Origin of the sequence: Roseibium sp. HPY-6, assembly GCF_040530035.1 — a bacterium.
In the GTDB taxonomy this organism is placed as follows: Bacteria; Pseudomonadota; Alphaproteobacteria; order Rhizobiales; family Stappiaceae; genus Roseibium.
Genome location: NZ_JBEWCD010000004.1, coordinates 202,454 through 225,555, shown reverse-complemented (window position 1 = coordinate 225,555; position 23,102 = coordinate 202,454). Strand labels below are relative to the sequence as shown.

The window sequence follows — 23,102 nt, the reverse complement described above, 5'->3', positions numbered from 1 at the left end:
GACCAGGAAGTTTCAGGAACAAGGATCATAAAGCCTAAGGCAACTATTCCAAGTTTGGTACCTGCAAGCACGGATCAAATCAGCCCACACCTCAGTAGGGTATTTTTCGGAGCTCAAACTAGTTTTCTCGCGGCTGGAAGTTTTCTAGCACCTCGACATCAATGGACTTTATTCGAGCAAACCGTTCAGTAGGATCATTGGTGACAGTCCAGCTATGCTGAGTCTTGGCAACTAAAATAGTTCCGTTCGGTGCGATACCAGACCAGTTGAAATCGACCGTCATCGCATAAGTGCCCGTCTCAGTCTCTTCGACTGAGAAGTTGCTTAGAACGTGTGTGCTCGCTTCAATTTGAGAGCCCGGCCCAGCCAGCCATGCCGCGAAAGCGTCGAAATCGGTGATCGCGCCGCTGGAAAAGTTTAAAGTGAAATCTTCTGCTAGGATTTCGCGCACTGGCTCGGGATTACGCTCTGGGTCCTCAATAAGCGCCAACCAGTAATGCATAAGGCTTTTGACACGGTTTTCAGCATAAGCATCCTTGAATTCGCCTGCTTCTGTCTCACGCTTCTGTTCGATCAGGACGTTCGACAAAAGCGGAAGCACTGTTTCACCCGGGACGAGTTCCACAGAGTAAATTAGATCGGCCTGCCTAACGCCGCCGTCTTCCAGCATTCCGACATTTTGGTAGGTGACTTGGGCCGTCAGAGTCATGTTTCCATTTTCACCGTGAGTGATCTTCGTGGACCGGACATGATGGGAGTTGTTCCACGCATCCGGTAGTCGTGTCACACGGGTTTCATATTCAGCGTGCCCGTTCGCAGTTCCCAAACCTGACGTTACTTTCACGTCCTCTGTGAGAATATCCAAAGCATTGGCGACACCGCCTTCGGGCCGCTCATAAAACTGATACCATCGGTAATATTGGGTGAGTGCCGCATGTTCCTTGTAGCCCTGACGGATTTCGTTTTCAGTCATTTGAGCGACACCTGGCGTAGAAACAAGAGTGAGCGCAGCAGCGGTTAGCAGAGCGGGAAGACGGGACATGTTAGACTTCAATCTTTCTAAAATGAGTATCTATTCATTTTATTAGATCAGGTCGAGATGGCTTTCCAGCACAAATCGAAGGTTTCTTCTGCACAGGCAGAGTTTGGCGCTTCGCCTACGCGTGCTGTGGCCCGCCCAAGATGAAGAGCAGGCGCAATAATAATCGTTCTAATCGCCCGTAAATCACCGGATTGGATGATACCCTCAGTTATTCCTCGCTCAATCACCTGAGTACCTTCCAAAAGCATGGCCTCGATCCGGCCGCGTTCCTTGTCAGTAAGAAGGGCCGAGTTCATGAGGACTTCTGAGAAGAGAAATGAGTCCGGATTCTCGTGCGCATATTCCAAAATGCTAAACCACATGGCCCGTACTTTAGCCTTAGCGCCATTCTCAGACTTCGCGGCGTTCATGACTTGCTCATGCAACTCAGTTTTGATTGTCATTTGAACTGTACGAAGTAGCTGCTCTTTACTCTCATAATATCGGTAGACCGTGCCAACGGCGAGCCCGGCGCGTTTTGCAATAGCGTTCACTGAGGCTGCAGATGACCCTCGCTCGACAACTTCGGCAATCGTCGCTCGTCTGATGTCACCTAGTTTGTCGCCCGTTTTTCGCTTACCCAGCATAACTCTCTTCTTACAAGACTTTGGACGCAATAATAGCGTGCTCCATTGCGACGCGCCATTTTAGAGAACAGTTTCAAGAGTCTTAGCAGTTATTCAAGCGACTGAACCAAACAGCCTCAAGCTTTTGCAACACAGTCAGTCATTCCACTTAGTCAAAAGCCAGCTTTTAAAATCAGGTGCAAAAACTTAGTAATTTGCATGAAGAGCGTATGGATATTGTGTTGATCATCGATCGATAGATATCTTCGGCACTAGAGCACTTTCCAGATTTTCATGCCGCAGGGCGAAGTCGGGCAGCAACCGAGGCTCTTGTCTGACGATGGCCCGTGCCACTTCGCGGTGACCTAGCGCGGTGATTGGAAGGCTAGAACATGGAGCATACGCCTAGAGCGCCCAACCTTCCCCAAACTCAAGGCATGATTGAAAGATGGTACCAGACCTTGAAAAACCGGATCCTGCTTGAAAACTACTTCATGCCCGGGGGGATCTGGAACAGAAAATCGAGGCTTCTGTCGACCACAACAATCACCAGCGTTGTCATGAGAGCCTAAGTAGTCTCACACCGACCGGTTTTCTTTTGCTAAGCTTTGGGGGCTTTGCACGCAAATCCCACATATCACCGAGTTTTTTATCCCAAGCTTCTGGAACGCACCCCGGAAACCCACCACCCGGATAAAGTGTAAGCTCTCCAACAAAAATGCGCTCCTTGCATGCATAAAGGTCAACTCTGACGAAGTCGGTGCCACTGGCTAGTTGCTTTGCAATCGATGTCATCTTTGCGAGGCTGGTAGGCAGTTCCACGTGGCCGGGAGCGGGCGGAATATATCCTGACTCTAGATCAAGTCGTGTCCCGTCAGGTGCGAAATAGGCCTCATACGCTACGCCTTCGCGCCGGAGCCGGGCTTCAATCATGCGTACTTCACCCGAAAACACGAAGAAGCGGTAGTCGTCCGGCGCATCAGTTAAGCCTTGAAGCATTTCTTCAACGATTAGCTGCGGCTTAAATTCCCCGTATGCCCATTCTCGGTTATAAAGATGGTGTTCGGTTGCCAACCATTTTGCGGGGAGATTGCTTCTGAGCAACGCATTGATATCTTCCGGTTTTTCAAGGAAAGCGCCCTGCCCACTTCCGTGGGTTGGCTTCACGACAACAGGAAGCTTGATCAAGTTCCAATCGACCTCGGAAAGGTCACTTCCGACCCACAGCGTCTTGATTGTGTAGTCATCTCCGACCCGGTCGGAGACGAGTCTCTTAACAGCGTGTTTGTCTACCATAACGGGAAAGAGCGGGTCGCGATCATACAGTTTTCTGACCTGTACCTTGTCGGTAAAGGTTTGAGGAAGGTCTAAGTTCGGAAATCGACCACTCATGGAGAAAAACTTCAGTAGTATGAAACCGCGATCCGGTAAGACTTGAATCATTTGCCAAAAGAAGTGTTTCAGACGTTGCCTAAACCCAATTGAACCGCCATTCGAAAGCACAATGCTTCGCATGGTATACCTCGTTGCCTGCAATTCATTTTCCGGGCATTTTGACCGACGCGACTTTTTCCATGTCGATTGCAACCCTTGCGGTTGAATATTGAAAAAAGCACTGAAAAATCTATCAAAAATTGTAGTGTTGGTTAATCGCTCAGTGAATTGATGCGTCGGCTGGCTTGAGTAAACTGCGTCAAATTACGTTAATTTGCGATCTATAGATCAAGGCCGAGTAGCCCTCAATGCCGATGATATTGGACACATGAAAACCATTCGTTGTGCGGATCAAGCCACAGCTATGCTCCGACTTTTTTCGATGATGTGTCCAGCTAAATTCCTTCGATTTAGAGTTTTCCGAGATGATTTACCTTGGCTGGGAAGGAGCGGAAATGATGAAGGCATCGAAGTTTTAGGATACGCAGAAAGCGTTCATCGTAAAGCGCGAGGAAAAAGGTGTTCCAGTTGCTGAGATCTATCGTGAAGCTGGGATCAGCTTGGTGACGTATGTCAACTGGTGCAAGAAGTATGCGGGTCTGATGCCGTCGGAGACTAAGCGGTTAAAGAAGTTCGTTGCGGACCTGTCGCTCGACTAAGTTCTGGTGGAATTAATGAAATCAGAATACATAGCCAGCCCGCGTTCCTGATTTAGCCCGGAAAACTCAAGCCCGTCCCAGGGGCACGTTGGGCCGCACTCCAGCGCAGTCATCGTTATCGCGTGTCGGTGGATCTAAAACCGAGTGTAGGTGAGCTCTATGATTTCGAGTGTGATTCATCCGAAATGCAAAACCGTTTCGATGACCCGGCCGGCAACGCTATTCGGCGCGAGCATATGGACATGAGCAGATCCCGTCCGGGCGATCAGGTGCCTGTCGCAGAAGGGTCGGATGGCACTTAAGGCCGCAGACCTGACGCGTTTCAAGATCCTACATTAAGTAGCAAGCGCACCAAATCATATCCGGCAAAATCCTGCTCATTTTCTAATATGGGCGCATAAAACCTTTTAAGACAAAGACTTGCGATCACACCATGCAGGTAGTCGAGTTTGGTTTTTGAAATCTACCGTCGCTTCGCTCTGGTGCAAAAATGTAATGTTTTGTTACAAGATAGACGAAGTAATGTAAATAAAAATTACGGTATTTATTTTTTTATGTTTATTTTTCTATATTTTTTGCTTTTGATTGCTATGTATTATACTTTTTATTTCTGTGAAAGTTAAGAAGGTGACTTCGGTAAGGTTGGTGCGTCCGGAAGCGGAATGGGTCGCGGATACAGAAGGATGGGTGGAGCGATACAGATCACTCCCCTCAAGACATAACCATGAAAGTGAATATCAGTCCCCGGCGGCGCTCAATTGCGCGACATCGGACGAGCGGCTTGACCTTAGTGGGGCTTGTCCTCCGACGCATGCGGAAGCTGCGACCAGATTGCCGAAATATCTTCCCGCATGTGCTTGTGAACCGCACTCATCAGTGCATCGCAGGTCTCCTCCGGAAGGGCGGAGATTGCGTTCTGAATTTCTTCGACAGTGCGTCCGTCGGGAGCAGGACCAGCGGACTTTATTTTGGAGAGCAACGCGTGATCGTCCCCCAGGATCTCACTGCCGACGCTGGCGAGTGCAGATATGAATTGTTTGGTCGCCGTGTATTGCATCATTCTCGCCTCCCGAGCCGATTTCTTACGCAACTCAGGATGTAGGAGGCGCAGATGTCGGGTCAATTGCAGGAAATGTCTGATCTCCTCCGTCAGCGTCTGTCTGTCGTTCAGCAGCTGGCGGCTGCTAACGCCGAACACCACCGGCTTTTGCAGCTTTCCGGTGGCGCTGATTTTCTGACGCTGCACACGCCCGATGAGCTGGATGAGGACAAACCGCAAAATCCGGCGGCTCCGGCTCTGGATGCCAATGCTGCCCTGTTGGATGACCTCAACGCGAAGCTCGAGCAAATCGACAAACTACTCGAAAAAGCAAATACGAAGGGGAAGCGTCATGAATGAGCAAACCTCCAAGGGGCTCTCGGCCTTTGATCTTTTGTCCATGTCCTGGTCTCTGAAGGAAAAGCCGGTTCATTCGATTTTTTGTCATGACGGCAACTTTGCCGCATTCCTGTTGGCGTCCGGCAAGCTTGCAATTGTGCGGACCTCGGACGCGGAATCGCCCAGTAAAAGGACGTCAATAGAAGAGGCAACCGGCAGAACCACCATACGCCCCCGAAACGTGGATCCAATTCCGCCGACTGTATTGGACACCGCTGCGCTCGCAGACCTTCCCATCGCACGCTTTGGATCACAGGGTTTTGCGGTTGCCTGCAAAGATGGAACCGTGCGCCAGGCAACGCCGCGCGGGCTTGTCATCGAACGGGTAACGTCAGGTAGCGGTCCGATCACCGCGTTCAACGGAGACAAGACCGGCAGCTGTGTTGTGTTCGCGCGCGGAAACGAGGTTTTCGTGACCGGAACCGAGGGCGAAGCGCTACTGGCATCCGTGAAACTGGATCACCTTGTGTCTTGTCTTTCAGCTTTTTCCGGTGATGGAAAGCTCGCGGCCTGGGGCAATGGCACGGTCTCGATCTTGAAGTTTTCGGAAAGTTTGCAAACCCTCTGGAGCCTGGAATGTACCGGTGAAGTCGTATCGATGAGCTGGAACTCGAAATCAACGCAACTGGCTTGCGGGTGCGCGGACAAAGCCGTGCTAACGATTGACTGTCTTGCGAAATCAACGCACCGTATCGAAAACTTCCCTTCAGAAGTCCGGACAGCCGAATTCAACGAAACGGGTGCAGCGCTTGTCGCCTCGGGAGCATTTCGTCTTGCGGGGTGGAAAGAAAACGATCTACCCCAAACCGGAGGTCCGGGAACGCCCTTGTCCTCGGGCAAAGCCGGTTTCGTGTTGCTTGAATCCATCGCATCGCATCCGACGAAGGGCATGGTTGCCGCCGGTTTTGAAAACGGCGTAATTGCCCTCACCAGTATAGGTGAGCCGGAAGAACTCCTTCTGAAAAATGCATCAAACACCGCAATCGCCACCATGAGCTGGTCGCCGGACGGCGAAAATCTGGCCGTTGGCAACGCAGCAGGCGAATGCAGCATCGTCAATTTCCCGGAGCAAATGTTCAAATAAAATCAAGGAGGAAAAAATGCAGGACGTGAAGAAAGAGCTGACGCCCGAAGAAGAAAGCAAAGACGAATTCTTCAAACGGGTCTCGGAGATATCCGAGGAAATGATCGAAGCGCACGGCAAGGACTTTGCCATGGGAACTTTTGTCATGGCGGCACAATGGATAGCCCGTGGCGAAACCAAAGGCAGTGCGGAAAGCCGGCACTAGAGCGGTTCCAGCTTAGCTTGCACCGCTCTAGCCATCCTCGGCGAGGGAAAGTTCGAAGGGCTCTTTGGTGACCGTTCGTCGCCAGTGCTCGACCGTGATATCGCCGATGGCCGCGGCTGAAGAGGCCAGTGAATGATTTCGATGCGATTGTGGCTGTTGTTGGCTGAGGCCCTTCAAATCCTTTGACAGCCGCTCCTGCAAAACGCTTGAGTAAGCGCACATCTCCTGAATGCGCAGGGTTACGAATTCGAGGCAGTCGAGCGTATCGCGGAAAAGGCCGTAGCCGTTTTCGGGGTCTTCAGCTCTCGAGTGTCGGACAAACGAGGTATGCGTCGCGGTTCCCAAAACAGCCAAGGTGTTGCGGCGCCAATCGGAATAATCGCCCTGCTGCCCGAAATCCAGACCCACGTCATATAGACGGTCCGCGACGAGACGGAAGGCACGCCCTCCTGAGATATGGCGTCGCCAGAACTCGTTGGCTTCCTCTGTCGTTCGGCAGGTCGTGAAGCGCTGGGCCAGGCGGCGGCGGACCAGGAAAGCCAACGCCATATCGGCATCTTCGGAAATTGACCGTGCGATCTGCATGGAGGGGACCAGGAGATCCGCCAGAAACAGCATTCGAATGGCGTCGAGTTGTTCCATAAGCCGAAAGGAGACGGCTTGCAGACTGGACCACTGCGCCCGGTCAAGCCGGGGTTCGGGTAACGATGCTGCACAATTCGCCGCGGCGTTCAGCGATGCGACCCAGACTACAGATTGATCGAAAAGAAGAAACGCATCCATGGGTGCGCTGCTTTCATCTTCTAGCCGAAAATCTGCAACGTGAAATCCTCTCAGTGAGCCGACGGTCTGAAGCCATATGCGTTCAAGATCCAACCCCTTGGCGGACCACATTTGCTGTGTGCGGGCTATCAGTTGAGGCGACGCTCCCGGATAACAGCTCAAAAATGAAATTTTCTCGGGTCTCATGGCGTTCACATCTGGCGCCGATGCATTTGAAAGTCTGTGCACGACGAACCGGTTAACTCAATCCATCGAATAGGACGTCAACTATTTCTACGTTGTTCTGCCGGGAAGACAATCAATATTCAGTTGTCGGGCTGAAGTTTTTTCCATCGAAAAAAGTAGAGTGTCAGTTGGAGCGGATAAACATGTAAAGGGGCGTAAAGTTATTAAACACTTTTACGCACGTGAATTTTGAGTTCTAAAAAATTCCGAAGAAGGTTTTTGTGAAATCATGTTTTTTTGCGAAAAAATTTATTCCTGCAAATCAATCCTTTACCAGAAAATACCTGCGAGATCTTTCAAGAAAATCTCCTCCTTCTCCTAAACTGGAATCATCCTTGCAATTCCTAACGCACAAAACAGCGCTCCTGTTCAACAGGGCGCACAAAGAACGAAGGAATAGGGAGGTTAAGCGCCAAAGGGCCAGCAGCCGGCACTTTTGGCGTGTTTCCATGGGGACGCGCGGTTCCGCGTGAATCTACTCAACCTTTGCCGTCATCAGTCTGATCCCATGCGGTCGGGGCGCGTTATCCCCAGCGTTTGCATGTTTCGGATCGGGCAGTCAGGCAGCTGTCTGCTGCCATCCACGGACCGGTTTTCCGGTAAGAGCTTAGGAGGCTCCAGGAATGGCAATTACGTTGAACAAGATTACGTCTCAGCGGGGAATCTCGGTGGGTGAAGCCACCAAGAAGATTTCTGACCTTGGTTGGAATCCCACTTATGTGCAGGAAGCTGCAACGTTTCCGACTGACTACAAGATCACCAAGGCGCCGCGCGATCCGATGAAGCAAGTGCTTCGGTCCTACTTCCCCATGGAAGAGGAAAAGGACAATCGTGTTTACGGCGCTCTTGATGCCGCACTTCGCGGCGACATGTTCCGCAATGTGGAGCCGCGCTGGATTGAGTGGATGAAGCTTTTCCTCGCGATCATTCCCTTCCCGGAAATTTCGGCAGCACGGTCCATGGCCATGGTGGCACGTCTTGCGCCCGGTGAGGACCTGCGCACCGGCTTCACCATGCAGATGGTCGACGAGTTCCGTCACTCCACGATCCAGATGAATCTGAAAAAGTGGTACATGGAAAACTATATCGATCCGGCAGGGTTCGATATTACCGAAGAAGCTTTCGGCAAGTGTTACGCAACAACGATCGGACGCCAGTTCGGTGAGGGCTTCATCACTGGCGACACCATGACCGCCGCGTGCATGTACCTGACGGTTGTCGCTGAAACTGCGTTCACAAACACCCTGTTCGTGGCCATGCCGTCCGAGGCTGCCAGAAATGGTGACTATGCTCTGCCGACAGTCTTCCTGTCCGTGCAGTCAGACGAGAGTCGCCACATCGGAAACGGCCACTCTCTGTTGATGGCAGCTCTCAAGGAGCCGGAAAATCACCTGCTTCTGGAGCGCGACCTGCGGTACGCGTTCTGGCAGAACCACGCCATTGTCGACGCGGCGATCGGAACGTTCATCGAATACGGCACCACCAACCGCGACAAGGAAAAAGAGTCCTACGCGGAAATGTGGCACCGCTGGATCTTCGAGGACTACTACCGGACCTACATGCTCCCGCTCGAGAAGTACGGTGTGAAGATCCATCACGACGATGTCCAGGAAGCTTGGAAGCGTATCACCGACAAGAAATACGTCCACAAAGTCGCGCAGTTCTTCGCTGTCGGCTGGCCGGTGAATTTCTGGCGGATCGAAGCCCAGACGGAAAAAGATTTCGAATGGTTCGAGCACAAGTATCCGGGCTGGTACGCCGAGTTCGGTGATTTCTGGAAATGGTACGACAAGCTTAGCAAACCGGGTGAAAAGGTTATCACCTTCAACGAAGAGACCGGATATGTTTATCCGCATCGCTGCTGGTCCTGCCTGGTTCCGTGCCTCATTCGCGAAGACATGGTGATCGATCAGATCGACGGCAAATGGCACACGTTCGCTCATGAACTGGATCGTTGGACCGCTGTCGAAGCTTTCTCTGACGAGTATCAGGGGCGCCCGACACCTGCGATGGGCAAATTCTCCGGCAAGCGTGAATGGGAAACCGTTTACGACGGCTGGGACCTGGCCGATGCTATCAAGGATCTCAACTTCGTTCGCGACGACGGCGAAACACTGGTGGCGCAGCCGCACCTGCGTTTCGACGACAAGGAACAGTGGAAGCTTGAGCACGTCCGTGGCCATCAACTGGCTTCGCCGCTCAACGCATTGCGGGCAATGTCCGACGCCGAGCGTGATGCACACGTTGCTGAGTACCGCAAGGGCTTCACCATCAATCCCTGCAACTAAGACACGTGCGGAGGCCAGCAATGGCCTCCGCTCTCCTGCGCCGTTGAACACGTCACGGCACTTTGGAATATGGAGATTGAGCTGATGTCAGAAACCTACAATGTCCGGCTGGAACCCGTAGGTGTGGAATTCGAAGTCGAAGAGAATGAAACCATTCTCGACGCTGCGTTTCGTCAAGGAATAGCGCTGCCGCATGGCTGCAAGGAAGGCCAGTGTTCGGCATGCAAATGTGTGCAGCTCGACGGCGAAAGCGAGATGCTCAAATATTCGACCTTTGCGTTAAACGACATGGAGCGCGACAGCGGTCACGTTTTGATGTGCCGCACGTTGGCCTACAGCGATATCGAAATTGAATTGCTGAATTACGACGAAGAGGTTCTCTCTAAGTCGATACCTGTCAAAGAGTATTCAGGCGAGATCGTCGATTTCCATAAACTGACGCATGATATCCGCGGCGTCCAGATCAAACTGCATGCGCCGCTCAAGTTCTGGGCCGGGCAGTATGTCGACATCACGGTCACCACGGAAGCGGGGGAGACGATTACACGCTCGTTCTCCATGGCAAATCCGCCGAGCGAAACCGAAAACCTCTCGTTCATCATCAAAAAATATCCAGACGGAAAGTTCTCCAACGAACTGGACGAAGGCGGAATCAAAGCCGGAGCCCGAGTCCAGATCACAGGACCCTACGGGATGTGTTTCCGCCGAGAAGGACGAGACGGACCGCTTGTCCTAGTCGGAGCCGGATCCGGCATGTCCCCGGTCTGGTCGATCCTTAACGATCATCTGGCCAGCGGCGAAGATCGTCCGGTTTATTTCTTCTATGGAGCGCGTACCAGGAACGATCTCTTCAAGCTCGAGGATATCTCGAAAATCACGGATGCAAATCCTTCGGTCAGTTTCATTCCGGTTCTCAGTCATGCCGATGACGACGCTACCTGGACTGGCGAACGCGGGTTCGTTCACGAGTGTGTCGACCGTCATCTGAAGGAGCTGGGTATCGACGGTGAAGGCGACGTCTATGCCTGTGGCCCGCCGCCAATGATCGATGCGCTGACCCCAGTCCTCTTCATGCTCGACTTCGAAACCGATCGAATTTTCTTCGACAAATTCACTCCAACTTCCGGTTCATCGGCCCACTGATCTTTCGGGCCGGTCGTTAGTTGAAGGACCAATCAAGGGAGGAATACTTCGATGGTTGCTATATCAAGTTCAGTCGGATCCGGAGCCGCAGGCGCTGCGACATTCGTGGGTTCCAACAGCAGAAAATACAACTACTTCGAGCCGCGCGGCAAACGGGCCACACACTATGAGGACGTCACGGTCGATGTGCAGCCCGATCCGGAACGGTACCTGATCCAGGACTGGATCATCGAGTTTGAAGGCGGCAAGGGCGGCGGTGCCTACCAGAAAGACAACACCGCAGCGCTCAGCTCCAACTGGCATGCATTCAGGGCGCCTGACCAGGAATGGGAGCGCACCCACTATCAGCGCCAGTCCAAGACCGTGACGATGGTTCAAAACGTCATCTCGAATGCGCGCAAGGCAGGAGCGCCTGCAGCGTTCGACCAGACCTGGATCCGTGTCCTGCAAGCGCATCTTGGTGCCTGGAAACACGCTGAATTCGGCCTCGGCACATCCCTGATGCAGGCGCAGCGCTATGGCTACACCCAGATGATCAACAACGCGACGCTGACCAACTCGAGCTACAAGCTGCGCCTCGCTCAGGACATCACCTTGTATCTCGCCGAGATCGGCATGGATATCGACGGTTGGGACGACGAGCTTGGCAAAAAATCCTGGCTTGAAGACCCGATCTGGCAACCGACCCGCGAAGCGATCGAAGCCATCATGGGCTGCGAGGACTACCTTGAGCAGTACTTCGCGATCAACATCATCTTTGAACCTCTTGTCGGTGAACTTGTCCGCTCCGGTTTCTTCATGCAGGTGGCGGCCGCCAACAACGATTTCATCACGCCTCCGGTTATTTCCGCGGCAGAAGCGGACTACGAGCGCAACCTGGCGAACGCGATCGACCTGATGTTTCTGCTCGCCAATGACGAGAAGCATGCGGGACACAACAGGAAACTGTTCCAGTCCTGGATCGCCAAACACGGCGCTCTTGCCGACAAGGCCGTGCAAAACCTGCAGCCGATCTGGTCGCAACCCCACTCAAAACCGGTCGCGTTTGAAGACGTGAGAGCCGTTTCGCACGAGCGCATCGATCAGATCCTCGGCGAACTCGGCCTCAGCCGCTAATCAAAGGAGTTTTCACTATGTCGAATATTGCCCGTGACGCGTCCAAGCAGAACATTTTCAAGTCGATGGACGAAATCAAGTTCGAGCAGACGATTTCACATCAGTGCGGCGTCACGATGAACGATAGCGTGGAAGCACGCGCCATTGCCGAGTTCATGGGCGAAGACCCGAAGGTCACCGTGACTTACAACCCGGCGACGATCCGCATCGACGGAGAAGGCAAGCTGATCTTCAAGATGGATGAAATCGGCGAATATCTCGGCCGCGAAATGACCGCCGAGATTTTTGAAGTCAACACCTCTACCCACTACGGCCGCATGGTCCGTGTTGACGACAACACGGTGGTCCTGTTCGGAAACATGGACGAGGTCTTCGAATACATCGAGTGACGCAACTGCCGTGCGCATCGGTACGGAACCGTGGCGCACGTCTCCCCTTGTGTCTTGAAACAAAGCAAATTGACGGAGGAGCATGATGTATAAGACCAAAGACGGGAAAGAGATTTTCGTTCTCGACGGCCACACCCACTTTTGGGACGGAAGTCCTGAAAACCAGGCCAATGTTCACGGCAAGCAATTCATCGATTGCTTTTATGCCTATCACACAAACCTGAGCCCTGCTGAAGAACTCTGGGAGAAGGGCAAGTTCGAAAAATATTCGGCTGACGATGTCTACCGCGATCTCTTCATAGAGGGGCCGGACGACATGGCGATCATCCAGTCGACTTACCTGAGCGATTTTTACAAGAACGGGTTTTCAAGCATTGAGCGCAGTTCCGAGATGGCGTCCCGCCACCCGGAGCGGTTTATCGTCAATGGAACCTTCGACCCGCGCGATGGTGAAAAGGCGCTGGAATACATCCACTACATGAAGGAGAACTTCGATATTCAGGGTGTGAAAATGTACACCGCTGAATGGAACGGAGACAGCAAGGGCTGGGCGCTGAATGACCCGGCCGCTTACAGGTGCTTCGAACTTTGCGACAAGCTCGGGATCCGCAACATCCACGTTCACAAGGGACCGACAATCATTCCCCTGAACAAGGATGCCTTTGACGTTCACGATGTCGACTACGCTGCAACCGATTTCCAGAATCTGAACTGGATCATCGAGCATTGCGGGCTGCCGAGGCTGGATGATTTCTGCTGGATCGCGACCCAGGAAACGAATGTCTATGCGGGTCTTGCCGTTGCGTTGCCGTTCATCCATTCCCGCCCGCGATACTTCGGCGAGGTCATGGCCGAGCTGCTGTGGTGGGTCGGTGAAGACAAACTTCTGTTCGGGTCCGACTATGCCATCTGGACACCAGCATGGCTCGTTGACCAGTTCTGGAATTACCAGATCCCGGAAGACATTTCAGCAGAGCGCGGCGGCGTCCAGCTTACGGACGACGTCAAGGAGAAGATCCTTGGTTTGAACGCTGCAAAGCTCTACGGCATCGACGTTGCAGCCAAAATCCAGCAACTGAGTGCCTCGCCGATCCAAGTAGCGGCGGAGTGAAGCAATGCTGAACGAAATCCAACAATCCGAATTGGCGACGGCGGTCTGGGAACAGCTTGAAAACGTCTCCGATCCGGAACTCGATGAACCCATCACGGACATGGGTTTTGTCGAGCGTGTTGAGGTCTTCGCTTCGGAAAAGGTGGAAGTCGACTTTCGGCTTCCTACCTACTGGTGCTCTCCGAATTTCGCCTTCCTGATGGCATTCGGTATCCGTCAGGAAGTTGAAAAACTGAGCTGGGTACGTGTGGTCACGGTCACGCTCATGGATCACTGTTTCGACGCGCAAGTGAATGCTGGTGTCAACGGAAGCTGTAGTTTCGACGAAGTCTTTTCGGAGTACTCCAATGGCGAGGAGCTTGAAAACGTCAAGCTCAAGTTCGTAGAAAAGGCTTTCATTCGCAGGCAGGAAACCGTTTTGCTTGCCTTGCAGCAGGCCGGATATTCCGCCGAGACAATTGTCACGATGAAGCTTGGGGAATTCGATCGCATCGACTTCAAGGGCGAGGAAGAATCCCGGCAGAAACCGCGATACAGAACCTTGCTGATTTCACGGAACCTGGCATCCGTTTCGGAAGACCTTGCGTTCGTGACCTGGGCCGGCGAACCGATCGAACCACGCAATTTGCGCCAGCACCTGAGCGAACTGCGATCCGTCCGGATCAACATGGAGTTCAACGGTGCGCTTTGCCGCGGTCTGAGCAACAGCCGATACAAGGAAGTCGAGATCGGTGCCGACGGGCCAACCCTCGTCGATTTCATCCAAGGACGAGTTCCCCCCAGAAATGTTGAGTCTGTCTGAAGCCAGGCGAAGCGGAACGCGCCGCTTGCGGCGTCAATAAATCGAGGAGACAGATGATGGCAAAGCTACTCATCCACAATGGAAGTGCGCGCGCTGCTTTGGCAAAAGGCGTGGCGAAACTGGCCGCCGCAGTTGAACCAACGCTTGGTCCGAAGGGATTAAACGCGATGATTGACCGTCCGGTCGGTACGCCAATCGTGTCCAGGGACGGTGTGACGATCGCGTCTGAAATCGAGCTGACCGACAGGTTCGAAAACATGGGCGCCCAGGTCGTTCGCGAAGTGTCCATGCAAACGAACGAAGTCGCCGGCGACGGTACGACGACCGCAATCGTGCTGGCGAACGCGTTGATCCAGAAAGGCGTCGAAATCACCTCCAACGGTGTCAAGCCTGTCGACCTTTGCAAGGGAATTGAACGCGCTGTTTCCAAGATCATCGACGGGCTCGACGAGTCGTCCAGATCCTGTGACGAGAACCCGGAATACCTGAAGGCCGTTGCGCGGGTCTCGGCATCCGATCCCGAGCTCGGAGCCCTGGTTGCGGAGGCATTTGAGCGCGTTGGAAACAACGGCATCATCACGGCCGATTTCGGCGTGACTATCGATACCACGCTGGAGATAATCGAAGGGATATCCTTCGATCGCGGCTACATCTCGCATCATATGGTGACTGATCAGGAACAGATGGAAGCTGTTCTGGAGAACCCGCTGATACTGATGACGGATCACAAGATCCCGACGCCTGATGTGTTGTTTGAGGTGCGGGAAATTGCCAGGACGGAGGGGCGGCCACTTCTCATCATCGCGGAGGAGATCGCACCGGAAGTTGTTATCAGCCTGCTGGATGACGGCGGTCCGGGGACATACCTGATCGTGCACCCGCCGGAATACGGCCACTGGCGCACGGCGATGATGGACGATCTTGCGATCCTCACCGGCGGCGAAGTGATTTCAAAGGGCCTCGGCAAGAAGATCGAGGACGCTTCGCTGAAGCAGCTTGGCGGAGCGAAAAAAGTGAAAGTGTCGTCTTCACTCACCAGCATCATCCAGGGTGAGGGAGACCCGGACCTTGTCGCTGCCCGCAGGACACAGGTTCAAAGGCAGATCGACGTCGCACCGCCCAATATCGAGCAGGACAAGCTGCGCGAACGCCTGTCCAAACTGACCGGCGGAACGGCAGTGATCTACGCCGGCGGCTTCACGCCGGTTGAGCAAAAGCGGAAAATACAGCTGATTGACGATGCCCTGTCTGCGGTTCGAGCAGCTTCGGAAGATGGTGTCGTTGCAGGTGGCGGCACTGCACTGGCTCAAATCGACTGGGTCCTGAAAGATCTGGCTTCGGAAAACGAAGCCGATATCCGGGCCGGTGTGGAACTTGTCCGCTCCGTGTTGACGCGGCCAGCAGCAAGGATTGCCAGCAACGCCGGTGCGGATCCCGATTCTGTTGTGGCTTCCGTTACCTCGGCGGCTCCCGGGCATGGGTTCAATGCGGCGGTTGGAGAGTTCCAGGACATGTTCGACGCAGGTGTCATCGATCCTGTGCGCGTCACCGCAAGTGCTCTCGTGAACGCGACCTCTGTCGCAACCCTGATCCTGACCACCGAAACGCTCATTGGCGATCTTGAAGAAGGCGAAGCCGATCCAACGGCCGGTCCGGCCTTGGGCGGCGGAGCGGAACATCTCGGACGCGCCTGAAAACGCAAACACAGGCGCTTGGTGAACAAGCGCCTGCAATGGCGAAAAGCAGATTTGAAAACAGGAGGAAGCCATGACAACACAAAAGCTTTTGGGAAAAAACGCGATCGTATCCGGCGGTTCGCGGGGGATTGGACGCGGTATTGCGCTGGCGTTGGCAGCTGAGGGAGCCAACGTTGCCTTTTGCCACTTTAGAGACGATGCCAAGGCCAGTGAGACCGTCGCAGCGATTGAGTCTTTGGGACGAAAGGCCTTTGCCGCCGAATGTGACGTTTCTTCGGTTTCCGGGATACGGGAATTCTATGCGAACGCGAAAGCCGCGTTGGGTGACATCGACATACTTGTCAATAATGCAGGCCACAACATTACCGAACCATTTGAGGAGATAAGCGAGGACAGCTTCGACCGTATGTTGGACGTGCATGTGAAGGGTACGTTTTTTATGGCTCAGACAGTCTATCGCGACATGGTGAAGCGCGGGACCGGCCGGATCATAAACATTACGTCTCAACTGGCTTACAAAGGCGCACCAACATTGACGCACTATTGTGCCGCCAAGGGCGCGAATGCCACTTTGACGCGCGCGCTCGCTCTTGAGTCCGCGGGGACCGGCGTGCTCGTAAATGCTGTCGCACCAGGTGTTACAAACACCGACCTTTTGACACCACTTGCCGACGAGTTGCTGGATACCCTGAAGGCCGCCATTCCGCTGGAAAGGTTCGCCGAAGTTGAAGAAATTGCTCCGGCCGTTGTGCTTCTCGCCGCCCCGGAGGGGAGCTTCTTCCATGGAAGCTGCATTTCGCCAAATGGTGGTGAAGTAATGTTCTAAACGGCAGTCGGACTGTTCTGAGTGTCGAAAATGCAAGAATGAAAAAGGGTGGTGCACGACTTGCGTGCACCACCCTTTCATATGTAAGCTATTGTATAAGCCTATGTAATTTCATTCTAAATTTCCCGAACTCGGCAAAGGTAAGTCTATTTCCCGCGATCAAGACCATAAAGCTTTATCTTTCGATACAGCGTTGGCCGGGAAATACCCAGCGACGCAGCAACCTTGGAAAGATTTCCGTTTTCAAGTTCGATCGCCCGTTGAATTGCGATGGATTCAATGTCGTCGAGATTAAGTTTGTCTGCGGGAACCGCTGCCCGGCCGCCAGGCAGGATCAGGTCATCGTCCGGTGATGTAATGTCCGAAGGAAGGTCCCACATCGAAATACGTTCGCTTGTCGACAAAAGACAGAGCCGCTCAATGGTGTTTCGAAGTTCACGAACGTTTCCAGGCCAGCGATAGGTGCTCAGGGCAGTTCTCGCACTGTCGTCGAAAACAAGCGGTGAGCGTCCGAACTTGCGGGACAAAGTCCTGTTAAACTGGTCGATGAGCAGGAAAATGTCGTCCCCCCTTTCGCGAAGAGGTGGAACCTCGATGACAATGGCACTTATCCGGTAAAACAGGTCCCGGCGGAAGTTGCCTTCTTCAATGTCGTGGCGCAGGTTCCGATTGGTCATCGCGACCAGCTGGACGTCAATCGCTCTGCGGGTGTTGCAGCCGATGCGATAGACTGCGCGCTGTTCCAGCGTTCGCAGAAGATATGATTGTAGCTCCAGCGGCATGTCACCAATCTCATCAAGGCAAATCACGCCGCCATTGGCCAGCTCGAACTTGCCGACTTTGCCTTCGCGCAGGGCACCGGTGAAAGCGCCGGCCACATGTCCAAACAGTTCGCCGCCAATCAAATCATTGGAAATAGCTGCGCAATTCACCGCGACATAAGGGGCATTTTTCTTTTTGTGATGACTGTGAATCAGGCGCGCGAACAGTTCCTTGCCGACACCGGTTTCACCCTGGACGAGAACCGTCACATTGGCTTCGGCCGCGCGGCGTGCAAAGTCCATCGCTTCAAGCATCTTCGGGCAGTTGCCGACAATCTCGATTTCATCTTCTTCGACGCCCGTCCTCGGGGCAATCTTGATGCTCCGGTGCTTTGTCAAAGGTTCACGGGAGGCTGACTGACCCGGCAGAATGACAACAGCTCCGCGCGTTTCCCCTCCTGATTTCAGGAGCTCGACCCCTTTGATAACCAGTTCCCTGGGTATTGCCTGGGCAAGCTGGCCACCGGTCATTTCAGGGTTCATGGCCAACAGTTTCCGGCCAATCATAAATTCCTGCTTTCGCCTTGATGGGATCCGGTCCGTGTTCCGATTGTAGACAATCCGTCCGGCCCGATTGAGAAGCACGATCCCGTCAGTGCTGCTGTGGGTTGCCGATGAGTCAATGAGCGCTTCGAGCAGGATTGTTCTTTCTTCACGCAGTCCTTCGGCCAGCGCAATTTCGATCTCTCGCGCGGCCGCCACGACAAGGGCGAGATTGTGAGGCCGGAAAATCGCCGGTGGCCCCGACAGATCCAGAACCCCCGCGATGCTTTTGTCCAGAGGGTCGAATATGGGCGCTGCGGCACAGGTCCATGCTTTGATACCCAGGCAGAAATGTTCCGACGCATGAACATATGCCGGCGTGCCCGTGCTGAGGGCCGTGCCGATCCCATTCGTGCCGATAACGCCTTCCGCCCAAACACCTCCAATTTCCAGTTTGATGTCGCGACCTGCATCGATCGTCTGCGGATCTCCGATCGCTTCTATGATCGTGCCGTTTTTGTCTGTGAGAATGAGAATGGCGCCGGATTCCGCCAGATGAGGTGACAGGCGCGCAAATGCGGACTTGGCTGCCGTCACCAGTGTCTGGTTCTTCTGCGTCAACGAGTTAATGTTTTCGGCAGTGAGCTTTTTGGGAGAACCTTGGGACAGAGCACTGATACCCAGTCCCTTGCTGCGGTCCCAGGATTTCAGGATCTCCGGCCTAACCCCTGCGAGGCCACGTTCGATATCGTTAGTATCCAGTCGGCCTTCAACATATTGCTCCCAGGAGCGCATGGTCTGGCGTTCTGCGCCGCTCGAACTGATCCGGCGTTTTCTGAAACTGACCTGGTTCTGAGTTGTGAAATAGCTCGTTGGCATGTTGTCTCGCGTCCCTGACAAGTAGCTATTTTGAGCGTGATTATTAGTTGTTACATCTCAAACCGTACGTTAGGGAACCTGAAGCCTGTCGCGGATTACCCCGAGAATTTTGTCTTCGATCTCCGGGGTTTCGATGACGATCCCGTCGAGCTCGGCCAATATGTCTTCGACGGCTTCTTCGACGGGAGAGATGAACCCGTTTTGTTTGGTTGCAAGGGCGAAATAGCGAACTGAGCCACGTTCTCTGATCTCTCCCAGAAACATCATCTGTTTTCCGGTTTTTGTATCCATCACAAAAACACGGCCGTTTGGGCTTCTGCGCAACCGGGGTTCAGGCTCTACCTGCGTTGGGGAGTTATCCATGAAATGGAAAACGAGACCATCCGGCTTCGGCGCTTCTCTCGATTGGTTCAGCTGTTTGCGTGAACGGCTAAAGCCGCCGTTGCTAATCTGATCGGCAAGCCGGTGTATGGTTGTTCTGTTTTCGTTAATCAAGCGCTTCGCAGCGACATCCTCGCGCCTAGGCCCTTCTTTCTTGGAGATGATCTCAACCAACTTATTCTCTCCCTATTTATCCTTAGCACCGGATTTGCAGGTCGATATTCGCTACCAAGGACGTTGCTACCGCAAGGCAGCTTTTTGTTTCGGTCTGACACCAAATTTCAGTGCACATACGCAAATGGGAATTCGGTGAGACGGATAATTTTTCGGATTGGCTACGTGAGATGGTTCCGCAATGCGGTGTCAAAAAAAACGTATCGCTCTCCCTGTTCAACGACCGCTGATCGGCAACTGCCGCGAGTATTAAATATACTTTGCTGCAGACATCATCTTGATTGCTCTCTATTTTACTTTTAAAATATGTATGTGTCCATTATTTGTTCCAAAAAGCACTTAATTTTTTTTATTTTTTTTATTTTGGAACAAAAAGAAATATACTACTTGTGAGTTTCAATGAAAGTGGTTTCATTGTCCGGACACTCTTGCTAATTCTTATATAGTATATTGTTTTTGAAAGAAAATTTTAAAAATTGCATTGAAAGGCAGAGGAAATCGTGTCCTGGAGCGTGCAAGTAGTGATTGAAGAAGTGTCACAAAATTTTACAGTTTTTCCGAAATCTGTTGAAATTGTTCTGAGCAGCGGCCTACTCCGTCTAAGGCCGCCGTGTATCCAGGATGGTGAGGCGATCTCCAAAGAGCTTTCTGACGAACGAGTATCTCGGTACCTCGCCGCATTGCCTTGTCCGTTGGATGACCGGTCGTTGCAGGACTACCTGGATTTTCTGACTGGCCCCGATCAGGTTTCAAGGGTGTTGGAGATTGATGGCGAATTTGCCGGATTGATCTCGCTGTCCACCCAGCTGACATTCTGGGTAGCCCGCAAGTATTGGAGATTGGGGCTGGCAAGCAGCGCGGTGAAGTGGGCTGTCGAGCGCCATCTCAGCAGCGGCTCAAGCCGACCCCTCTTTGCCGAAGTTCATGCTTCAAACCAAGGCTCAATGAGGCTGCTGGAAAAGCTGGGCTTTGAAAAGACTGGCCAAATGAAAAGTAGATTTTCGTTTGTAACGGAGACAACAGAAAAGTTCGTAGTCTACGATTTCAAGAGCTTTGCTGATTGAATTTCGAACGCTGGTGCTTTGCTTGCCTAGATCTGTCCAACTTCTCTTCGGATGGAGAGCAGCTCGCGACAACTAGGTACTACCTATGGCGTTTTTTCATACGATTCTAAGATTCTAGAAACACTCACGTTTCAAAATGATTGATGCATTCACTAGATGGATGGGACATATCCAAAATTTCACAACTCAGAAGACTTAGTGATTGCCAATGAATCCGTGTGCCCGTGTGCCCGTGTGACCCGTGAACACCGCGTTCCATCAGGACCGTGCCGGTCTGTTCATCAAGTTTTCGGCGATCTCGCCAGGCGAAACCGTTCTGGCCGTTCGAGCTGAGGCTAAGGTGTTAGAAGCATTCCTCAGCCAAATCAGTGTGGAGCGTGGGACATTGGAGGAGCGCCTGATGCGCGAAAACCATGATCCATGGGAGTGATTTCAAAGGTAAATGCAACAACCGCTTTGAGTTCGCCACCGGACAGGGAGGTCGGCCCCAGTCCGGGGGATGATGAGACGATGTTCAAAGGCTGCTGTGCCAACGAAGCCGCTGTCTGCGATAAATGCTTATCGTCAATGCAGCTTACGAGCTTGAAGCAACGATGTTAGTTTGAGCAAAAAGAAAGCAAGTTTTGGATGGTACCTGATAAAGGCCAAATGTCTGATGCTTGATGTGGATGGTGTCGTTTATTCCACAATAGCTGGTTATCAAAGGCCTCATGCCGGTTTCTATTCTTTTGCTAAGCAGACGACCGGGTATTTGCCAGAAGAGCTGCTTGTGGTCAACGACAAACAGGAAAACGTTGATGCAGCTAAAGCAGCAGGTTGGAAGACCGTTCACTGGGCCGATAGAAATGCGACAGTGCCATTTACCGCAGCGGTCAGCGCCTGATCCGCCCAACTGAACGAAGCTCGAAAATTCGCGTGAAACCCGGAATAGAACCGGGGGGAACTCCAATCCAGTTATGCACTAAAAATCAGAATGAACTACTCAGGACAGGCTGATCAGTATGCTGAAAGGTTCCGGTGCAGCGAGAAGCTACACAAATGGTTAGTTGGCTTTTGCGATCGCCCGCTGGCCTGTGACCATTCCGCCATCGACCAGGAATTCGCTGCCGGTTGAATAGGTCGCTTCGCACATCAGGAACTGGCCCATGCGGGCGACCTCTTCGGGTTCGCCAAAGCGCGTCATAGGCTGCGTTGCCATCATCTCTTCGGGCCGGTCGGCATTCATACTGGTGCGCATCACGCCGGGATGGATCGAGACGACGCGGATTCTGTCGGGGGGCGAGATCGAGTGCGGCTGCCTTGGTCAGACCGCGCACGCCCCATTTGCTTGTGGTATAGCTGGCCACGCCAGCAAAGCCCATCATTGCTACCATCGACGAGGTGTTGACGATTACGCCCCCGCTAGCCCGAGCCATCGCTGGCGCGCAGTGCCGGATACCCAGGAACGCGCCGAAAAGATTGACATCCATCATTTTGCGGAATTCGTCGGGCGAACTGTCTTGAACGGCACCGTAGCCGACGATGCCCGCATTGTTGAACAGCGCGTTAACGCCGCCGAGCGCGGTTTCGGCGGCTTCGACGGTGTCGGCCCAGCCTTCAGGATTTGTCACATCCAGATGATGGTAATGCACCTTGTCACCGAGTGTGCTGGCTAACGCCGTGCCTTCGTTATCCTTGATGTCAGCGATCATCACATGAGCACCGCCTTCTGCAAGAAGTGTCGCGGTCGCCGCGCCAAGGCCGCCGCTGCCGCCGGTGATGATGACCTTGAGATCGGATGATGAAAGAGTGTCCATTTTAAACCCTTTTAATTTTTTCTTCGTGAAAGCGTGGCTGGCTCATATAGCCAGGGTTCTCTAGGTGCGAGCTCAACTCCTGAAAGGTCCGCTCGGTGTCACAGGCGATTGCTCCATCTATTTCTTGGCTGAGATCAGCAAGACTGACTTCAATGGTCCGTGCACGACGGGATCAAGATTCAACGTCCAGCCCGACGGGCACCGCTTCATTGTTGATTTGCCAAATGATCGCATGCGTTCGTTTGGAGATCTTCCAGCCCGCAGCCGTTCGCTGGAGATCATCTGTGTAACGGACCCCAACCGTTTGAATTGAGCCCGGCCCAGACTCGCCGATAACAATCACTGCGGTGGCGAACATGTCCGAAGACGCCGTGTCGCCATCGACGACGATGCGACAATTGCTGACCGTATGGGTTGTTGGAATCTCATCGAAAGAGCGCATCCAATCAGCTACTGCTTTCCCTCCGATGAATTTGAACGGGTCCATCGCATAGGTAAGAGCCGCGTCCTCCATGAAGCAAGCCGCGATCCCGCCGTAGTCGTTGCTATCGACCGCGTGCATGTACCCCTCAACAACTCGTCGCACTTCAAACTCGTCGATCATTTGATCCATTCGGTTTGTCATGTCGGTTCCTTTCATTGTTCCTGCAGTCCGCA

General features: G+C 53.1%; 23 protein-coding genes and 2 pseudogenes. 16 read left to right on the top strand and 9 right to left on the bottom strand.

Annotated features, from left to right (window positions below):
- Nucleotides 1-118: 118 nt before the first annotated feature.
- Together ABVF61_RS31275 and ABVF61_RS31270 are read right to left on the bottom strand one after the other, a co-directional pair.
- Nucleotides 119-1,042: a hypothetical protein gene (locus tag ABVF61_RS31275; RefSeq protein WP_353997525.1), complete on the bottom strand. Its 924-nt coding sequence runs from the start codon at nt 1,040-1,042 to the stop codon at nt 119-121.
- A gap of 47 nt (nt 1,043-1,089) precedes the next feature.
- A complete protein-coding gene (locus ABVF61_RS31270) occupies nt 1,090-1,668 on the bottom strand; it encodes a TetR/AcrR family transcriptional regulator (protein ID WP_353997524.1) in 579 nt (192 codons plus the stop codon).
- A gap of 371 nt (nt 1,669-2,039) precedes the next feature.
- Between ABVF61_RS31270 and ABVF61_RS31265 the strand changes: the two are divergent.
- A pseudogene (locus tag ABVF61_RS31265) lies at nt 2,040-2,233 on the top strand (integrase core domain-containing protein); the annotation flags it as partial.
- Here ABVF61_RS31265 and ABVF61_RS31260 read toward each other — a convergent pair.
- Nucleotides 2,206-3,039 carry an ATP-grasp fold amidoligase family protein gene (locus tag ABVF61_RS31260; RefSeq protein ID WP_353997591.1) on the bottom strand — a complete coding sequence of 278 codons (834 nt, stop codon included), beginning with the start codon at nt 3,037-3,039 and terminating at the stop codon, nt 2,206-2,208. The pseudogene ABVF61_RS31265 and the gene ABVF61_RS31260 sit on opposite strands and share 28 nt — an antisense overlap.
- 500 nt (nt 3,040-3,539) lie before the next feature.
- Between ABVF61_RS31260 and ABVF61_RS31255 the strand changes: the two are divergent.
- Nucleotides 3,540-3,737 (top strand): annotated as a pseudogene (locus ABVF61_RS31255) (transposase); the annotation flags it as partial.
- Nucleotides 3,738-4,527: 790 nt separating this feature from the next.
- Here ABVF61_RS31255 and ABVF61_RS31250 read toward each other — a convergent pair.
- On the bottom strand, nt 4,528-4,800 hold the full coding sequence (locus ABVF61_RS31250) for a hypothetical protein (protein ID WP_353997523.1): 273 nt from the start codon (nt 4,798-4,800) through the stop codon (nt 4,528-4,530).
- A gap of 51 nt (nt 4,801-4,851) precedes the next feature.
- On the opposite strand from ABVF61_RS31250, the gene ABVF61_RS31245 reads away from it, so the two are divergent.
- The 3 genes from ABVF61_RS31245 to ABVF61_RS31235 are packed head-to-tail and all read left to right on the top strand — an operon-like array spanning nt 4,852 to nt 6,467.
- The gene (locus ABVF61_RS31245; protein WP_353997522.1) at nt 4,852-5,139 is read left to right on the top strand and encodes a hypothetical protein; all 288 of its coding nucleotides are present in this window, start codon (nt 4,852-4,854) and stop codon (nt 5,137-5,139) included.
- Nucleotides 5,132-6,262, top strand: a complete 1,131-nt coding sequence (locus tag ABVF61_RS31240; RefSeq protein WP_353997521.1) for a WD40 repeat domain-containing protein — start codon at nt 5,132-5,134, stop codon at nt 6,260-6,262. The genes ABVF61_RS31245 and ABVF61_RS31240 overlap by 8 nt, the downstream gene beginning before the upstream one ends.
- 16 nt (nt 6,263-6,278) lie before the next feature.
- The gene (locus tag ABVF61_RS31235; RefSeq protein WP_353997520.1) at nt 6,279-6,467 is read left to right on the top strand and encodes a hypothetical protein; all 189 of its coding nucleotides are present in this window, start codon (nt 6,279-6,281) and stop codon (nt 6,465-6,467) included.
- A gap of 27 nt (nt 6,468-6,494) precedes the next feature.
- Here ABVF61_RS31235 and ABVF61_RS31230 read toward each other — a convergent pair whose 3' ends face one another.
- A complete protein-coding gene (locus ABVF61_RS31230) occupies nt 6,495-7,250 on the bottom strand; it encodes a hypothetical protein (RefSeq protein WP_353997519.1) in 756 nt (251 codons plus the stop codon).
- An 848-nt stretch (nt 7,251-8,098) separates the two neighbouring features.
- Between ABVF61_RS31230 and ABVF61_RS31225 the strand changes: the two genes are divergently transcribed.
- The 8 genes from ABVF61_RS31225 to ABVF61_RS31190 all read left to right on the top strand — a co-directional run bounded on the left by ABVF61_RS31225 (nt 8,099) and on the right by ABVF61_RS31190 (nt 16,847).
- Entirely contained in the window at nt 8,099-9,763 is a 1,665-nt protein-coding gene (locus tag ABVF61_RS31225; RefSeq protein ID WP_353997518.1) for an aromatic/alkene/methane monooxygenase hydroxylase/oxygenase subunit alpha, read from the top strand.
- A gap of 84 nt (nt 9,764-9,847) precedes the next feature.
- Nucleotides 9,848-10,906: an NADH:ubiquinone reductase (Na(+)-transporting) subunit F gene (locus ABVF61_RS31220; RefSeq protein WP_353997517.1), complete on the top strand. Its 1,059-nt coding sequence runs from the start codon at nt 9,848-9,850 to the stop codon at nt 10,904-10,906.
- Nucleotides 10,907-10,957: 51 nt separating this feature from the next.
- Nucleotides 10,958-12,022, top strand: a complete 1,065-nt coding sequence (locus ABVF61_RS31215; protein WP_353997516.1) for an aromatic/alkene monooxygenase hydroxylase subunit beta — start codon at nt 10,958-10,960, stop codon at nt 12,020-12,022.
- A 17-nt stretch (nt 12,023-12,039) separates the two neighbouring features.
- Nucleotides 12,040-12,411 (top strand): MmoB/DmpM family protein, encoded by a 372-nt coding sequence (locus tag ABVF61_RS31210; RefSeq protein ID WP_353997515.1) that lies wholly within the window; start codon nt 12,040-12,042, stop codon nt 12,409-12,411.
- Between the two features lie 85 nt (nt 12,412-12,496).
- Nucleotides 12,497-13,522: an amidohydrolase family protein gene (locus ABVF61_RS31205; RefSeq protein ID WP_353997514.1), complete on the top strand. Its 1,026-nt coding sequence runs from the start codon at nt 12,497-12,499 to the stop codon at nt 13,520-13,522.
- A 4-nt stretch (nt 13,523-13,526) separates the two neighbouring features.
- Entirely contained in the window at nt 13,527-14,324 is a 798-nt protein-coding gene (locus ABVF61_RS31200) for an iron-sulfur cluster assembly protein (protein ID WP_353997513.1), read from the top strand.
- A 56-nt stretch (nt 14,325-14,380) separates the two neighbouring features.
- Nucleotides 14,381-16,018, top strand: a complete 1,638-nt coding sequence (locus tag ABVF61_RS31195; protein ID WP_353997512.1) for a molecular chaperone GroEL — start codon at nt 14,381-14,383, stop codon at nt 16,016-16,018.
- Nucleotides 16,019-16,091: 73 nt separating this feature from the next.
- Nucleotides 16,092-16,847, top strand: coding sequence for an SDR family NAD(P)-dependent oxidoreductase (locus ABVF61_RS31190; RefSeq protein WP_353997511.1), 756 nt, complete (start codon nt 16,092-16,094; stop codon nt 16,845-16,847).
- Nucleotides 16,848-16,993: 146 nt separating this feature from the next.
- On the opposite strand, the gene ABVF61_RS31185 is transcribed toward ABVF61_RS31190, so the two are convergent.
- On the bottom strand, nt 16,994-19,030 hold the full coding sequence (locus ABVF61_RS31185) for a sigma-54-dependent Fis family transcriptional regulator (protein WP_353997510.1): 2,037 nt from the start codon (nt 19,028-19,030) through the stop codon (nt 16,994-16,996).
- Nucleotides 19,031-19,099: 69 nt separating this feature from the next.
- Nucleotides 19,100-19,585: a hypothetical protein gene (locus ABVF61_RS31180; protein ID WP_353997509.1), complete on the bottom strand. Its 486-nt coding sequence runs from the start codon at nt 19,583-19,585 to the stop codon at nt 19,100-19,102.
- 500 nt (nt 19,586-20,085) lie between these two features.
- Between ABVF61_RS31180 and ABVF61_RS31175 the strand changes: the two genes are divergently transcribed.
- The 3 genes from ABVF61_RS31175 to ABVF61_RS31165 all read left to right on the top strand — a co-directional run bounded on the left by ABVF61_RS31175 (nt 20,086) and on the right by ABVF61_RS31165 (nt 21,532).
- Nucleotides 20,086-20,649 (top strand): GNAT family N-acetyltransferase, encoded by a 564-nt coding sequence (locus ABVF61_RS31175; RefSeq protein WP_353997508.1) that lies wholly within the window; start codon nt 20,086-20,088, stop codon nt 20,647-20,649.
- A gap of 241 nt (nt 20,650-20,890) precedes the next feature.
- The gene (locus ABVF61_RS31170) at nt 20,891-21,079 is read left to right on the top strand and encodes a hypothetical protein (RefSeq protein WP_353997507.1); all 189 of its coding nucleotides are present in this window, start codon (nt 20,891-20,893) and stop codon (nt 21,077-21,079) included.
- A 171-nt stretch (nt 21,080-21,250) separates the two neighbouring features.
- Nucleotides 21,251-21,532 (top strand): HAD-IA family hydrolase, encoded by a 282-nt coding sequence (locus tag ABVF61_RS31165; RefSeq protein ID WP_353997506.1) that lies wholly within the window; start codon nt 21,251-21,253, stop codon nt 21,530-21,532.
- Between the two features lie 85 nt (nt 21,533-21,617).
- Here the strand turns inward: ABVF61_RS31165 and ABVF61_RS32155 are convergent, their stop codons facing one another.
- On the bottom strand, nt 21,618-22,445 hold the full coding sequence (locus tag ABVF61_RS32155; protein WP_502950041.1) for an SDR family NAD(P)-dependent oxidoreductase: 828 nt from the start codon (nt 22,443-22,445) through the stop codon (nt 21,618-21,620).
- A 172-nt stretch (nt 22,446-22,617) separates the two neighbouring features.
- The gene (locus ABVF61_RS31150; protein WP_353997505.1) at nt 22,618-23,085 is read right to left on the bottom strand and encodes a nuclear transport factor 2 family protein; all 468 of its coding nucleotides are present in this window, start codon (nt 23,083-23,085) and stop codon (nt 22,618-22,620) included.
- Between the last annotated feature and the right edge of the window lie 17 nt (nt 23,086-23,102).